The organism is Bacillus sp. HMSC036E02 (assembly GCF_001836235.1).
GTDB classification, from domain to species: domain Bacteria; phylum Bacillota; class Bacilli; order Bacillales; family Bacillaceae_G; genus Bacillus_A; species Bacillus_A cereus.
On record NZ_KV827856.1, the window covers coordinates 293545 to 309932 of the forward strand.

Below are 16388 nucleotides of genomic sequence, written 5' to 3' on the forward strand. Positions count from 1 at the left end.
TAAAAATTTTCATTTGCGCACCAAAATGTTGCGTTAAGTAAAATGTATCACTAGTTATTAAATTTCCAATCTTCCAATCAGGTTGATATGTACTTTCCATGTAACTTTCTAAATCCCCAATCATTATTAAATTGATATATAATGAAGATGAACTACTCAACATTTTCGTTAAAGATAGTCTATCAACCTCTAACTACCTAATGAACTCAAGTAAACACATCTTCAGTCATTTTAAGAGGTACAAAAGGCACCCTTTCAAGTGATTTTTGTATAAAAATTCTATTTTTTTATATTCGATACCAACCACGAACTTTTTAAAATAATAGTATCATTATGTCTCCTTTTTAGAGATTATTTTTAATTACCTTGAATTTTTTGCACCAGAACTGGAAAATCCCTGACTACTCGAAAGATCAACTATCAAGTGCTAATATTCAATAACGCGTACTGAAAATGATTAAACATTTTTATAAACCAGTGGAGCATTTAAGAAATCAATTTTTCTCTTATCGAAATTTAATTAGCTTACAGTAATACAGTGGTCATATATTTTTAAGAATAACGGAAGAATATATAGAAATTGCTACAGAAATGTGAAGTTTAATTAATTTAGGAGGAACAAACTTGTTTAATCAGCTTGTAAAAGTTATACCGAATTTATTTACGATTGGAAATTTATTATGCGGTGTTTTCTCAATCACCTTGAATATGAGTGAATATTTAGGAGCAGCCTCCATTCTCATTTTCTTTTCAGCTGTTTTAGATTTTCTTGATGGAAGAATTGCGAGAAAATTAAAAGTGAACAGTGAGTTTGGCGTAGAATTGGATTCCTTAGCTGATATTGTTAGTTTCGGCGTCGCTCCTGCGCTTTTATTTCATACGATAGCAACACCTTCTATTTTAACTTCTTTGGCATTTATCCTATTCCCAACAATGGGTGCTTTAAGATTAGCTAAATTTAGTATTAAACCAACTATTGGATATTTTAAGGGATTACCTATTCCAGCCGCAGGATTATCATTGGCTGGTATGGCATTGTTTTCATATAGTAATGCATGGATTACTTTAATCCTCGCCCTCTTAATGGTAAGTCCCATTAGGTTTAAAAAATTTTAATGAAGGTCACGCCCAACGCCATTAAGGAGCATTTTAAATGGATTTAACGCGTCAATAAGTATAAAAAAGCAGGACAATAATATTAAATTAGGTGCCCTTCGAAAAATTAAAACCTTGTATTTATGGCTATTGGGTTAATCCATCGATATGTTATTCTGAAACGTCAGTCCACTTTTAACAGGAGCTCCCTTTATCAAGAGAGCTCCTGTTCTTATTTCTTCTTCTTTTCTGTCGGTTGGCTTTGTTTAGCAAAATTAGATGAATCATCAAAATTCGGTTGCTTTTTACCAGCATTATTACTTCTACCTTTTCCCATATGTAATGCACCTCCCCTCCCCCTTACTATTCCCAATAAAAAAATTCTCTTGCATCCAAGAGAATTTTAAATTGGGTTCTTATTGATAATACCTAAGTACTTCCAACACTGCCATTCCATAAAAGATGGATCCAATGTTAAATTATTTAATGCTAAAACAAATATTACATTTTCATATTTAACTGGATAATCAATTAATAATCCTAATGTATTTCCTGAATCTGCGACAATTATGATTCCCTTTTCTAACACGTCATCTATAACTTCTTTTAATTATTCTTACCTAGCATATAATATTTTCCTACACATTGAGATTGCATGTTGTATAAGGAAGCCCTTCTTCTTTCCATGCAAGAAATCCTCCCTTTAAATTCACTACTTCCTTTATACCAGCTCTTTGTAAAATACTAGCTGCTATAGCGGAACGTAATCCGGTTCGACATTGCAAAACTATTGGAAAATCTTTCGGTATATAATCTAGTTGTTCAAATAGATTACCTAAAGTGATATGTATTGCATCATGAAGGTGTCCTTCCTCCCACTCTTTTTTACTACGCACATCGATAACCTTAACGCTTCCACCTTTTATATGCGGATATAATTCAATCGATGTTTTTTCTTTGTAACTTTCAAATCTATCAAGTCTTTGTATTACTTTTAAGGGTGCAAAAGCAATAATATTATCTAACCCAATAGATTCAAATTCTCTAATAACTGCCTCTACTTTAACTTTTTCCTCATCTAGAATTATTAAAGTTTCTTTTTTATAATCTAATAACCATCCACACCAAGTTGTGAAAGAATTGTTATAAGGTATGTTAATTGACTTCTCGATATGACCTGCAGCAAAACTCTCTACATCCCTTATATCAACTATTTGATAAACGCTCTTCAAAATTTCTTGAAGTTCTTCTACTGTATTAATAGCAGTACTTTTTCTCTTCTTACGAATTGGCGGACCATACTTATTTAAATTCTTCATTAATGAAAAATACTTTGGAGGCTCTGGCTGTCCCCTCAATAAAGTCGATATAAAATCACTTTCTTCATTACACCGAAATGCCCAATTGAACATCTTTTCATAACCTAATGTAGAAGTTGGAATTGCTCCTAATGCTTTTCCACATGCGCTTCCCGCACCATGTGATGGCCATATTTGCAAATAATCAGGAAGTATTTTTATTTTTTGTATAGAATCAAATAATTGTTTCGCTCCTATTTTTGCAGTATCTTTAATACCGACTGCAGTTTCTAATAAATCCGGTCTTCCTATATCTCCTACAAATATAAAATCACCTGTGAATATTCCTATCGGTTTATCATTCGTATAATTATTTTGACTTGTATCAGTTACTAAAAAAGAAATACTTTCAGGCGTATGCCCTGGGGTGTGAATTACATTAAATTTTATATGACCTACTTTAAACTCTGTGCCCTCTCTAACCAATTTGTATCGACCTTCGTTAAGATATTGATATTTCCAATCACAATCTCCTTCATCAGATACATATAAATTTGCATGGTAAAGATTAGAAAGTTCTCTAGACCCAGAAAGAAAATCAGCATGAATATGAGTCTCAGCCGCAGCAATTACTTCCATCCCCTCTTTCTTAGCAAATTCTATATATTGTTCTATATAGCGACTAGGATCAATAACGATTGCTACGCCTTCTTTCTGACAACCGACTAAATAGGAAGCATGTGCTAATTTTTCATCATAAAAATATTTTAAAAGCATAGCTATTCCCTCCAATTAGTTATTTCAAATTAATTTTCAATTTTTGTAACCACTTTTTATCTTCTCCTATAGAATCCCTTTCAACATTAAATTCCAATACATATATGGCAACATATATCTTTTAAGTAAAAACATACTATACCGTTCTTTCGCTTGATTAAATGGAAACGTTTCTTGAGGCTCATGTTCATAGTTAAATTCAGCAAGTATAAGACTTTTATATCCTGTAACAATCGGACATGATGTATATCCATCATATTTAGCCTGTAAATCTCTTCCGCTAAGTACGTCCATAATATTTTGTTTTAAGACGGGTATTTGTTTTCGAATTGCTGCTCCAGTTTTAGAGGTAGGTAAATTGGTACAATCTCCAAGTCCAAAAATATTTTTATATTGCACATGCTGCAAAGTATAAGGGCTTATATCTACCCACCCCTGATGATCACTTATCTCACTCTCTTTAATAAAATTAGGTGGCCCCATTGGCGGAACAACATGTATCATACTATATGGTACGGTTTCTCTTTTTAGTGTTTGCGTATCTTCAAAAATTGCCTCTCTCTTTTCGGCGATAATTTCCACTAGATTTTTATTATAATTCGTTATAATTTGCTTTCTTTCTAGTACTTGTTCTAAAGTATTTGCATATCGTGGAACCTGAAATATGTTATTGTTTGCAGAATAAAATATTACTTTACTTCTGTTTCTTACACCACTATTACAAAAATACTCCTCTGCTAAGTACATAATTTTTTGTGGAGCACCACCGCATTTAATAGGAGTATTAGGGTGGGTAAAAAGCGCATTTCCTCCTTTAAATTTTTCAATTTCTCTCCAAGTAGAATCAACATATGTATAAGAATAATTGCTACATACCCCATTAGTGCCAATAGACTCTTTTAAGCCTTTAATACTGTCCCAATTTATTTGTATACCAGCTGCTACAATAAGAATTTCATACTCAAGTAGCAGTCCGTCATCTAAAAGTATCTTATTTTCAGATGGAAATAACTTAACAACACTTTTAGGGATCCACGTTGCCCCTTTTGGAATAAGCGATTCCTGATTACGCATCGTACTTTCCTTTGAAACAATTCCTCCCCCCACTAAACTCCATAGTGGCTGAAAGTAATGTTTTTTTGATGGATCAATAATTGCTATACTTTCTTTCAATAGGGGTACATTTCGTAATAAATGTGCAGTAGAAGATAGTCCTGCTGTCCCAGCACCAATTACAATAATTTTATAACTATCTCTGGTCTTCATTATCCTCTTCCTATCTAAAATTGATTTTTAAATTAACTAATTAGTAGCCATTTTTTCATCGTAGTAACATTATTATAAGTTAAAAACATCATAGTTTTATCTGATTTAAATGAAAATTTTGTTAATTTTACCATTAACATTACTATATGCGTAAATCCCCTATGTTACTTCCATATTTTAGTTTTAATATTAAAACTAAATATTGTTATATAAAATAATACATTAAAATACTTTTCATGAATCCGGATAAGTAATGTTTAAAAAACAACAATTTTACTACAGTAATCAAGAACAGTTTTCTAAATTAAGTTACTGCAGAAAATATAACTCTGGCGCAATATCCCTACCAGCTTTCATTCCAATAGTAACTCCATGATATAACATCAAAGATGAAATCCCTCAACTTAGGTATTTGACTTTTTAAATTTATACAAATGTCTTAGCTCTATGTACTGTGATATATAGGTCCACATCAATATGTTATTGCATCATATACTGAACAGATAATTTAAATTACTTTTATAAAGGATGATGAGGATGAACCTAGAAGATATACAAAAATCCTATGGCGTAATTGTAAGTTTAGGAGGATTGTGTCAAGTCACCAACCAAATCAAAAGACACAATTTAAGAACATTTTCTGGACCTTTAGATTGGTTTTATTATCCATCACTTTCAGATGTAAACAGATTACTTCAAAATCGATTTAAAAAATTTATGAAGTTGGAAAATATGATTATAGAAGGTTCAGAAAGTTACGGTCTTATTGAATCAGAATTTGATAATCAAATTAAATGGGCAGAACGAATTACCTACTGTATAAAGGACACTTATTATAATTGTTTTTCAATGCATGATTTTCCTATTAATTCAGAAAAGGATTTGAAATCAACCTATCCTTCTTTTAAAGCTAAATTAGACACTAGAATTAATCAATTCCTTGAAAAAATAAATAGTAGTGAATCCATTTTATTCATTAGAATTTGGGGAAATCGAGATGAAGCGGTTGAATTACAAAACGTATTATCTGAAATTACAAATAAGGATTTTAATATCCTTATTGTTAATTTCAAGGAGGGTATATCTAATATTGTTGAACAAAATTGGGGAATATCGAGGGTTTGTTCAATTGAACTCCCACGTTATCAGGATAGATGGGAAGGTGATGATTCCGATTGGAATGCTATTTTAAACAAAATAACATTAACTTAATAATTTTCTTCTTACTTTTAACATGATTTGGCCCGTAAAATCAAATAGGTGTAGAGAAATAAAATTCCTGTCTAATTGATACACACTTAATTAACAAAACGTTCATATAATAATTCGTAAGTCCTTCTTTATTGAATAAATAGTTCTTTACAAAATTAGTTCCATCACTAGAGCACCTTTATGCGGTGCTCTTTTTTGAATTTATAAAATGTAAAAATAGTTGTTCCATTTTCCTTCAAATGGCTAATTCCCTTTGTTATTCTTCTGTTGATTTCTGTATAATCATTTATGCGATCAGCATATTCTGCTTATGTAGTGCATTCACGACTACTTACTTCCATACTTTATCTTATATTTTGTCTTCTTGGATATTTCATTATAAGCTTCTTCAATTCCCTTGATTTCCTTCCCCTTCTTTTATCTTAAGAACAAGCAATTTCTTTCATTAATATTAAATAAACTAAAGCATAGATTTTAAAAGAACCTAATTTACATATAATTAATGATAAACTACAATGTGTATTCTCCACGTTTAATCAACATCTGAATTATAAATCTAACATATTTTTTTAGTTGATTGTCATTATGGTACAACCGTGTATACATTTACCAAACAAACTACATAGTTTAAATTAGTAAAATATATTGAGAGGAAGGAAATAAATCTATGAAAGTCATAATTTTGTGTGGCGGAAAAGGGCTTCGGATGCAAGGAATTTTAGAGGACATTCCCAAACCATTAGTTCGAGTTCAAGGAAAGCCTCTCCTCTTGCATATAATGAATTGGTATAGAAAATATGGACATTCTGATTTCATTTTGCCCTTAGGATATAAAGGTGAGAAAATTAAGGAATATTTTATGGACTTTAGCTGGAAAGAGAATGACTTTAGTTTGAATTTTAAAACCAGTCAATATACGCTACTTCAGAAATTAGAAAATTGGAATATACACTTTATAGATACAGGAATTGATACAATGACCGGGGCAAGACTAAAAAAACTTGAATCCTTTGTACAGGGTGAAACCTTTTTATTAACTTATGGTGACGGATTAGCCAATATAGATATTGATCAACTAATAGCATTCCATAAAGAAAAAGGAAAAATTGCTACATTAACTGGAATTAAAAAAAATAGTCAATACGGCCTATTGGCGGTCGAAGATGGAATTGCTATTGATTTTAAAGAAAAACCATTACTTGATGAAGTAATTAATGGCGGTTTTTTTGTATTTAACAAAGAAATATTCGATTATTTAAGTAGTAATGATGATTGTGTTCTAGAAGAAGATCCTCTTCGAAATTTAATAAAAGACAATGAGCTCGCAGTCTATGAACACAATGACTTTTGGGCTAGTGTCGATACACCTAAAGATTTAAAAACTGTAAATGAAAGTTGGAATCCAAATAAATTTTAGTGGAGAGGACTGAATAAGCATTGAACTCTAATGATAAAAAAATAAGTTTACCTCGATTGTATATCCCCTCTAATGAGAAAATAGTTAACCCACTTTCAACAGGAATTAAAGCTTCAAATCTCTCCAAAAAAAATACTCAAAAAAGAATTGATCCCCAATTCTATAATCAACAACATGATCTAAATAATCATTTCTGCGTCATTGTAGGTAGTGAGTATGTCTTGAAAATTATTGCTTTACAGCAATCATTAATGCAGTACTCAGAAAAATTCACATTGTGGATTTGTTGTATAGATCCTTTTGCATATTCACTATTAAAAGAAATGAGTTTAATTAATGTAAACCTTTTACAAGTTGAAGAATTGGAAGATCGTGAACTAAAAGCAATTAAGAGAAAAAGAAAAGTAAATGAATATTGTTGGACTTTAAAATCTGTCTTGATAGAATATTTATTGGTCAATTATGATTTACCATCTATTCTATATTGTGATGGTGATTTATGCTTTTTTTCTGACCCTAATATTATTTTTGAGGAATGGGGTGACCATTCTATTTTCCTAACCCCCCAAAGAGATCGTGATTGGGTAGAAAAAATGTATGGAAAATATCAGGCTGGTCTAATTGGATTTAAGAATGATCTCTATGGACTAAAAAGTGTAAGATGGTGGAAAAATAAATGTATAGATTGGTGCAGTGCCGAGGCTGAGGAGGGGAAATTTGGAGACCAAAAGTATTTAGATTATATCCCTATATATTTTCCAAAAGTAAAAATTTCAAATAACTTAGGTATAAATGCTGCGCCTTGGAACTGTATATATAATAACGATTATAAAATTGACAAGACTAAAAACGATATATTTATTGAAAACGACAAACTAGTTGTTTACCATTTTGCATGTATTACTATCTTTACTGAAAATGATTTTGATCTTTGGTCTTTGGGAGAAATTTCAATACCCAATAATATATTAAACCATATTTACACTCCGTATTTAGAGAGAATTCAATTTGTTTTAAAGCAATTAAAGGATAAATTCAATAAAGATACTAAACAATTTTTAAGTAAAAAAGATATAAATAAAGCTCAAACTTTATATAAAGATTCACAATTAAGAAGAAAAATGAATCAATCCAATCATTTTATGAACTTTTCCATGATTATAAGTAAAGAACGATTAATCCAAGGATTGACTTCTTATTATTCCTTAGAAAATTTCAACGCTAAATTTACTGTATGGATTTGTTGTATGGATGATCTAACGTATCAAATATTAGAGAAATTAAAATTAAAGCATGCCATACTAATTCCGGTAAAGGATATTGAAAATCATGAACTCCTCAGTATAAAAAATGATAGAAGTTTACAAGAATATTGTTGGACATTAAAAGCGCCCCTATGTCTACATGTCCTTAGTCTTTATCCGGAAGTTGATCACATTATATATTGTGATGCTGATATGTATTTCTTTACAGCACCTAATATCATTCTTGATGAATGGTGGAAGTACTCTGTATTCCTTTGCCCTCAAAGAAGCTCTACTGAAATTGAAAGCATACACGGTATATACCAAGCTGGTTTAGTAGGCTTCAAAAACGATCAAAATAGTAAAGAAATTTTAACATGGTGGAAAGATAAATGCCTAGAATATTGCAATAATCAATATGATGTTGAAATGAATAGATGGGGTGACCAAAAATATTTAAATCACATTCCTAACATCTTTTCTAATATAAAAATTATGACTCATAAAGGTATTGATGCAGCACCTTGGAATGTCATTTTAAATAGCAGTTCTATATCCAAAACAGATAATAAAGTTTTTATTGATCAAGATGAATTAATAGCTTTTCATTTTGGAAGTATGCAAATTATTAATCCAAATGAGTTCGATTTATGGAAACAAGAAACTTTAGAATTACCTCCAGCAGTTTTAGATTATATATACATTCCTTATATTGAACAATTGAACAAGACATGTCATACCCTTCATAATACTTTTCAAAAATCTCCCTCCTCTTTATTTGCTGACCAAATTGATACAACAACAATAAAAAATTATTTTAAATACCCCTCCCCTCATCACAATTAAGACTGATACTTTCCTTATTTAAAAATAAATCTATTTATTTCAGCAACTAAAAATACATCTTAATAAAGGATAGATTATCACTATGATTGCTTCATTTAAAAATAAAACTTTCCTTATTACTGGTGGATACGGTTTTATTGGTTCTCACTTGGCACGAAGACTTTTAAATTTACAAGCAAAAATTGTTCTTTTCATAAGAACACCATCAAACTCTTGGAGACTAAAGGATATTCTAAAATATATTGAAACCTATGAAATAGATATACGAGATAAAAAACAAGTACAAGATGCAATAAAGAAAATTAATCCCGATTATATCTTTCACCTGGCAGCCTATGGTGTAAATTCTGCCCATACAGATTACATCCATGCTATAGAAACAAATGTTATAGGGACTTGTAACATTATTCAAGCAGCAAAATTGGTGAATTGTAAAAAAATCATCAATTTTGGGAGTAGTTCTGAATACGGTAACAAGATGGAACCTATTCATGAAAATATGTTACTAACTCCTGTGGACATCTATGGAAGTACCAAAGCTGCTGCTACTATACTCGCCCATCAAATTGCTAGCGAAAACAATATTAATCTTATAACATTAAGACCTTTTGGCATATTCGGAGAAGGCGAAGAGCCGCATAAAATTTTTAGCTATATAATCTTGCGAGTATTACAAAACAAAGATGTAAATTTAACTTTATGTAATCAATTAAGAGATTATTGTTATATAGAAAATGTAATAGATGCCTGTATCCTAGCAGTAGAAAATACTACTGTACAAAATGAAATCTTTAATATTGGGAGCGGCACTATTCACCCCTTGAAACATTATGTAGAATTATTATTCAAACATTTGAAAACCAATTCCAGACCAAATTACGGTGCAATTTCCTCTAGAACAAATGAAAGATGGGTTCCTGAAGCGGATGTGCAAAAAATAAAAAACTCTCTTTCCTGGGAACCTAGAATTAATATTGAAGAAGGAATTATAAAAACTGTTAATTGGTATAAAAATAATAAACATTTATACCTAACTCCCTAAAAATAGGGTACTAAAGGAGGTGGACTAATTGTTAAACCGAAACTTTAATAATGCTTTTTACGGAAAAAGAATTTTAATTACTGGACATACTGGTTTTAAAGGTTCTTGGTTATCCCTATGGTTGAATGAATTAGGTGCTGCTGTAATCGGATATTCATTAGATCCTAAAAATAAAAATGATAACTTTAACATTACTAACCTTCAAAATAATATAATTGATATTCGTGGAGACATTAGAGATTTTAATAAATTAAATAAGGTTTTTACAGATTATAAACCTGAAATTGTATTCCATTTAGCTGCCCAACCTCTAGTTAAGTATTCATATGAATATCCTAGAGAAACATACGAGGTAAACGTTGTAGGAACTATGAATGTACTAGAGGCAATTCGATTACATGAATCAGCTAAAATAGGAATTATGGTGACAAGTGACAAGTGCTATGAAAATAAAGAATGGCCTTGGGGTTATCGTGAAATTGACCCTATGGGCGGCCATGACATATATAGCTCAAGCAAAGGATGCTGCGAACTTTTAATTTCTTCCTATCGTAATTCTTACTTTTCAGAAGAAAAATTTTCTCAACACAAGAAAATAATTGCAAGTGTTCGAGCTGGTAATGTAATTGGTGGTGGTGATTGGTCAATAGATAGAATTATTCCCGATTGTATACGAGCATTAGAATCAAACAAAAAGATTATTATTAGAAATCCTACTGCTATTAGACCCTGGCAACATGTACTAGAACCTTTAAGCGGGTATTTACTCCTTACAGAAAAAATTATAAATAATGGTATCCTTTTTTCAGGAGCATGGAACTTCGGGCCATCCCTAAGCAATATTGTTTCAGTAGAAAAATTAGTGACCAGTTTACTAGATATTTGGGGCTGCGGGGATTGGACAGCAGAAAATATAGGTCCAATAAATTTTCATGAAGCAAATTTACTAAACCTTGACATTAGCAAAGCAAAATTCAATCTTAATTGGCAGCCAAAATGGCCCCTACAACAGACTTTAGAAAATACAATAGAATGGTATAAACATTATAATTCTTACACCAGTTCTGAGATGAGAAATCTATGTATTAGCCAAATCAAACAATATTGCATGCTTTGAACTACTCCCACTTACCCATACTTGCTGTGAGTTCCTTATGGAGGGAGTCTTCTTGGCTAAAATGATAAAATAAAACAAAACCATACGTAAGATAATTTTACTATTACAAATAATGACATAGTCTGTTTCACCTTTTACATTATCTAAAAAAGAACCTGTAGGAATTCTTACAAGTTCTTTTTTATTTCCTTTATTCTCTTCTTATTTACATACGCAAGATTTATACATTTGGTGGGATACATACTATATTTATCCGATAAAATAATCTAAAAATTAACACATAATTGATCGTTTTAAGAAAAAGAAATTTCATAAATCTTCAAACACAGTTTCTTAGTTCACCTAATAGAACGTATAAAGACTCATATCATCTTTTGATTATTTTTGGATGTTTTATTCTACGTATATTCGACACGAATTGATTGTTTTTTATGAATTTTCTTGAAAAATATTGTAATATCACTCCATTTTTTCTTCTATTTTGTTATGATGTTTATAATTAAATTGGATTAGGATTTTTTTAGAAAATGGGGGCGTATATTATGAGTGTCTCAGTAAAAGGAAATGAGCAATTAACCTCTCTATTGAACGACTGGTATCGATCTATGCTATCTCAGCAAGTTATAAAAGCTACTAATCTAAAAAAGAAAATTGATGAAAAAATTAGTAAGTTAAGCATTGAACCGAATCAAGAGCATCAGGATCAAAATTTGTTACTATACTATTCACTACTCGAATTTCGTTACAAGGTCTTAACAGATAGCCTTGGTATTCAACAAAATAGTTTTGATACTATTAGCGATTATGATATGCCTACAGATCAATTTCTACAATTCTATTATCATTTTTTCAAATCCATTCATTCCACTTTTATATCAAATTATACTGAGGCAGAGGAACATTATAAACTAGCAGAAAAAATATTGGTAGCTATACCAGATGAAATTGAACACGCCGAATTTTACTATAGAATTGCTACTTTCTATCACCATACCTATAACAATCTCGCTTCTATCGAATACGCAAATAAATCGAGAGCAATCTTTTCAAAGTACGAAGGTTATGAAGTAAAAACAGCCTTTTGTAATAGTTTGCTAGGTGGTTGCTGCATCTATTTAAAACAGTACGAACAAGCAGAAGAATATCTACATTGTGCAATTGATTTACTACAAAAAAATAGGGAAGAAGATTCCTTGTTATACGTAAAAAATACTATGGGGTGGCTGTATTCTGATCAAAGTATGTCTACTTTAGCTATTCGTCACCTTTCAGAAGTAACAGAGAAAATCCCTACACACTTCAAGGCCATCTTCCTACAAGCTAAGGAACATTATAAGTTAGGAGAACAATCAACGGCCAGCCAACTCATTGATAAGGGACTACAGATTTGCAGAGAGATTCATAACGAAGAATATACACACCACTTCTCTATTTTAAAAAAATTAAATGAAAATATTCCATTGGAAGAATTAGAAAAAATCATTCAAGAAGGAATCTTATACTTTGAGGAAGAAGAATTATGGGAATATGTTGTCGAATACGCCGAATTATTTGCCACAAAATGTAGACAATTAGAGAACCACCAAAAAGTAAGTGACTATTTCCATATTTGTTATCAAGCAAGACAAAAATCAATCGCAAAAGGAGTGTTAAAATAATGAAAAAAATTAGCTTATTATTATCAAGCATTGCTTTTATTGGGGTATTAACGGTGGGAATTTTTCAGTTTTCTAAAACAGATCAGCTTGCTACTCATGGGCATTATCCTGCTCCTTCATATAGTGTTGGCGATTATGGTGGTGCACCACCACAAATTTAATGTAAATGTATTTAAAAACCCTCCATTTGGAGGGTTTTTAAATGGCTTATCTGCCTGTTCAATACGCATAGAGAGTACATATTATACTTATTTACTATGTTATAAGATTTTTCATTTCCACTCTGTAACAAGATTCTAGCATTCTCTCCTAGAATCTCAACTTAAATCTTAAATCCACCAATTAACTCTTGAAGTTCTTCCGCCATCTGTGCTAATTGTATTGCTGAAGAATTTATCTCTTCCATAGAAGCATGTTGTTCCTCAGATGAACCAGCTATCGTTTGCATACTTGAAGAATTTTCTTTTACAGCCATAGCTATTTGATCAATCGATGTATCGACTTTCATTGCATCAGTAGTCATTGTATTAGATAGTTCCACCATATCATGCACTTTTGACACAATATCATTTGCAGATTTTGAAATCTCATAAAAACTTTGTTTTGTATCATTCGCAACCTTAATTCCCGACTGTACTTCTACGCCTACTTCATTCATAGCTTTTACAGTCTCATGTACGTCTGCTTGTATTTCTTTAATTAAACTTCCAATTTCCATTGAAGATCCGGATGATTGCTCCGCCAACTTTCTAACTTCATCGGCAACAATTGCAAACCCTCTCCCCTGTTCCCCAGCTCTAGCTGCTTCAATCGCTGCATTTAATGCTAATAAATTTGTTTGTTCCGCAATATTTTGAATCGCTTCTAATATACTGCCAATTTGCTGTGATTTCTTATCTAATAATTTTATGACATTATCGGATTGAGAAACAGAGTGATGGATAGACTGCATTTGTGTTACAGTTTGTTCTACTAATTGTTCACCTTCATTGGCTTTTTGTTTAGTGTATATGGATGAAGCCGATACTTCAGAAGCATTCTCAGCTACGTATTGAATATTTCGTGTTACCTCACCAATTAATTCAGCTCCAGACTCAACTTCATTATTTTGAACCTCTGCACTGTTCGAGATTTCTTCCATCTCTTTTGTAATTTGTTCTGTTGCAACACTTGCTTGCTCTACACTAGCAGTTAGTTCCTCAGAAGACGCAGCTACATGTCCTGCAGATGTGTTAATTTGAGAAATAATATTACGTAACGACTCTGCCATTGTATTGAAACTACCACCTAATTGACCAAGTTCATCCTTTGAACGAATATCTATTTTCTCGGTTAAATCTCCTTGACTAATTCTTTGAGCTGAAATGACTAATTGTCTTAGTGGAGTAATTATAGATTTGAGTATGAATAGAATTACAATTCCACCTAACAATAATGAAGCACCTATTATAGTGAGCGTTTTATAAAAAATAGGATTGGTAGCTTCTTCAATTTCTTTCGTAGGCATTACGCCAGCTATTTTCCAACCTGTTTTTTTATTTGTCTTAAAGCTTATGTTTCGATCTTCACCATTGAGGCTATAAGTAATTACTCCATCTTCTGTCTTGTACAATTCATCCACTAAAGTTTTATCTAATTTCTCTCCAGGTTTTAGTGATGGATGAACAACTATAGTTTTATCTTGACTAACTATAGATACAAATCCTTGCTTCCCAATTTTTATCATTTTGGATGTTTTTACGATATCTTTAATATTCAAATCTACGCCAATGACACCACTTTTATCTGCATTCTGCTTTGCAATTGCAATTACCATATTTCCTGTAGACTTTGATTTATATGGAGATGAAACAATAATCTCTCCATCTGCTTTTACTGCATCCTTATACCAACTGCTTTCTAGCGGATTAAACCCTTCTGGTATTTTTCCAACAGGTGCATGAATAAATTGACTGTTACTGGATGCCGTATAAATCGTTTCTATCTCTGGATGTAACTGTATATATTGATCAAATTTATTCTGTACATTTTGCGATTGTTCAGGATTATAATCCCCTTGTGTGAGTACCTTTGCAAAATGAGTGATATCTGTATGCTTATTTTCTAATTCATCATCAACAATCTTATCTAAAATACTTATATTATCTTTTGCTGATTGTAGAATTGTTTCATTAAGATCTGTTTTTGCTTTATTATAAGATGATACTCCTACGATAAGGCTTGGTATAATTAATATTGCTATAAATGCCATAGACAACTTCGTTTTAAGCTTTATTTGCCCCAATCTTTCTTTTATATTAAACACTAGCTACTTCTCCTTTTCATTTTTACTACTTATATAGTTTATTTAAATTTTTCTCCTTTACTTTTCCACATTCATTTATGGTACCATTCGAAATGAAACCACAATTACATCCTATTATCCATACTTTATAATTTAGAGATTTAATTTTCACAGACAGAGTTTTATCTGTCCTCCTTTCAAATATGTTATTTTTCTAGATTCAGCAATTATTAGACTACGAATTATTCCAAATAAACTTGACGCAACATATACTTCATTTAAAAAATAATTATTGGATTTGTTTGGATAAAAATCTAGTTTAGCGCTAATCCAATCGGATGAAATTCTTACCATAATACATTCACTAAACATAAATAAGTAAATTTATTTCTTTTAATACTTATATTTAACTGCCTTTTAACCATTCTAACTGTATTATTTCATCGTTTTATCTATTTATTACAACCACTTTTGTATTATTGAATCACTAAACTATAAATTCTAAATAGGAGAATAAAATAAATTAGAGAATTACATTGTAACACATATATATAAGTTGTTAATATTAAAATTTAAAACTTTACTATTTTTCATATGCAATATTACATGCGAAAAGCCATAATTTTTTTGTTATACTATGCATGTGGATTTTTCATCCAAAATCCACCCAAACGCATATTTATGTATATGCCACCCTAATTGATGAAAGTGAGAAGAGTGTTTATCATTTTTCTCACTTTTTTATTTAGGCTCTGTTAATATTAATTATTGATAAAAAGTATTAAATAAGGGAAGACACCTTAGAGTTGGTGCTTCCCTTATTTGTTGATTATTCAAATCTAAAATAGGTATTTTCTAAACCTATTCTTTGCTTTAATGTTCTGCCCAAAGCATAATTATTTGGTAATTCTTTTTCAATGACACAAATAATATAACCTGCTTTTCCTGTTGTTAAATTAGTTAGTTGTAAGTAGTTAGTGTTGTCGTAGATATAAGAAATAATATATTCATAGAAATTATTTTCTTTATCTTCTCTATTCATACCAACATTGTACAACCTAACTCTTGCTCCTACCCAAATTTCCTCATCATCATCAACAGTACTTAAAGGCATCCATTTCGAGTTATCCAA

Annotated in this window: 13 protein-coding genes; 8 read left to right on the top strand and 5 right to left on the bottom strand. The window is 30.9% G+C overall.

The window, feature by feature from the left end; translation table 11 throughout:
- A partial coding sequence (locus HMPREF2590_RS19700) for a DUF5065 domain-containing protein (RefSeq protein WP_070861517.1) occupies nt 1-124 on the bottom strand: 124 nt, incomplete at its 3' end.
- Nucleotides 125-624: 500 nt separating this feature from the next.
- Between HMPREF2590_RS19700 and pssA the strand changes: the two genes are divergently transcribed.
- Complete coding sequence (pssA, locus tag HMPREF2590_RS19705; RefSeq protein WP_000483080.1) at nt 625-1116, top strand: CDP-diacylglycerol--serine O-phosphatidyltransferase; 492 nt, start codon at nt 625-627, stop codon at nt 1114-1116.
- Between the two features lie 617 nt (nt 1117-1733).
- Here the strand turns inward: pssA and HMPREF2590_RS19715 are convergent.
- Both HMPREF2590_RS19715 and HMPREF2590_RS19720 read right to left on the bottom strand, forming a co-directional pair.
- Nucleotides 1734-3170, bottom strand: coding sequence for an MBL fold metallo-hydrolase (locus HMPREF2590_RS19715; protein WP_050822022.1), 1437 nt, complete (start codon nt 3168-3170; stop codon nt 1734-1736).
- Nucleotides 3171-3236: 66 nt separating this feature from the next.
- Entirely contained in the window at nt 3237-4436 is a 1200-nt protein-coding gene (locus HMPREF2590_RS19720) for an FAD/NAD(P)-binding oxidoreductase (RefSeq protein WP_000857316.1), read from the bottom strand.
- A gap of 537 nt (nt 4437-4973) precedes the next feature.
- On the opposite strand from HMPREF2590_RS19720, the gene HMPREF2590_RS19725 reads away from it, so the two are divergent.
- From HMPREF2590_RS19725 to HMPREF2590_RS30450, 7 genes are all read left to right on the top strand, one after another.
- The gene (locus tag HMPREF2590_RS19725) at nt 4974-5648 is read left to right on the top strand and encodes a papain-like cysteine peptidase (RefSeq protein ID WP_044584736.1); all 675 of its coding nucleotides are present in this window, start codon (nt 4974-4976) and stop codon (nt 5646-5648) included.
- A 667-nt stretch (nt 5649-6315) separates the two neighbouring features.
- Nucleotides 6316-7065 carry a sugar phosphate nucleotidyltransferase gene (locus HMPREF2590_RS19730; protein WP_000864433.1) on the top strand — a complete coding sequence of 250 codons (750 nt, stop codon included), beginning with the start codon at nt 6316-6318 and terminating at the stop codon, nt 7063-7065.
- A gap of 20 nt (nt 7066-7085) precedes the next feature.
- Complete coding sequence (locus HMPREF2590_RS19735) at nt 7086-9155, top strand: hypothetical protein (RefSeq protein ID WP_001087521.1); 2070 nt, start codon at nt 7086-7088, stop codon at nt 9153-9155.
- Between the two features lie 82 nt (nt 9156-9237).
- Nucleotides 9238-10197, top strand: a complete 960-nt coding sequence (locus HMPREF2590_RS19740; protein ID WP_000561952.1) for an NAD-dependent epimerase/dehydratase family protein — start codon at nt 9238-9240, stop codon at nt 10195-10197.
- A 28-nt stretch (nt 10198-10225) separates the two neighbouring features.
- Nucleotides 10226-11314, top strand: a complete 1089-nt coding sequence (rfbG, locus tag HMPREF2590_RS19745) for a CDP-glucose 4,6-dehydratase (RefSeq protein ID WP_070861499.1) — start codon at nt 10226-10228, stop codon at nt 11312-11314.
- Nucleotides 11315-11856: 542 nt separating this feature from the next.
- The gene (locus HMPREF2590_RS19750) at nt 11857-12972 is read left to right on the top strand and encodes a Rap family tetratricopeptide repeat protein (protein ID WP_000116963.1); all 1116 of its coding nucleotides are present in this window, start codon (nt 11857-11859) and stop codon (nt 12970-12972) included.
- Nucleotides 12972-13133, top strand: coding sequence for a hypothetical protein (locus tag HMPREF2590_RS30450; protein WP_000724116.1), 162 nt, complete (start codon nt 12972-12974; stop codon nt 13131-13133). Before HMPREF2590_RS19750 ends, HMPREF2590_RS30450 begins: the two co-directional genes overlap by 1 nt.
- Before the next feature lie 161 nt (nt 13134-13294).
- Here HMPREF2590_RS30450 and HMPREF2590_RS19760 read toward each other — a convergent pair whose 3' ends face one another.
- Nucleotides 13295-15277, bottom strand: a complete 1983-nt coding sequence (locus tag HMPREF2590_RS19760; RefSeq protein ID WP_050822023.1) for a methyl-accepting chemotaxis protein — start codon at nt 15275-15277, stop codon at nt 13295-13297.
- A gap of 808 nt (nt 15278-16085) precedes the next feature.
- Nucleotides 16086-16370 (bottom strand): hypothetical protein, encoded by a 285-nt coding sequence (locus tag HMPREF2590_RS19765; RefSeq protein WP_050822215.1) that lies wholly within the window; start codon nt 16368-16370, stop codon nt 16086-16088.
- Nucleotides 16371-16388: the final 18 nt, after the last annotated feature.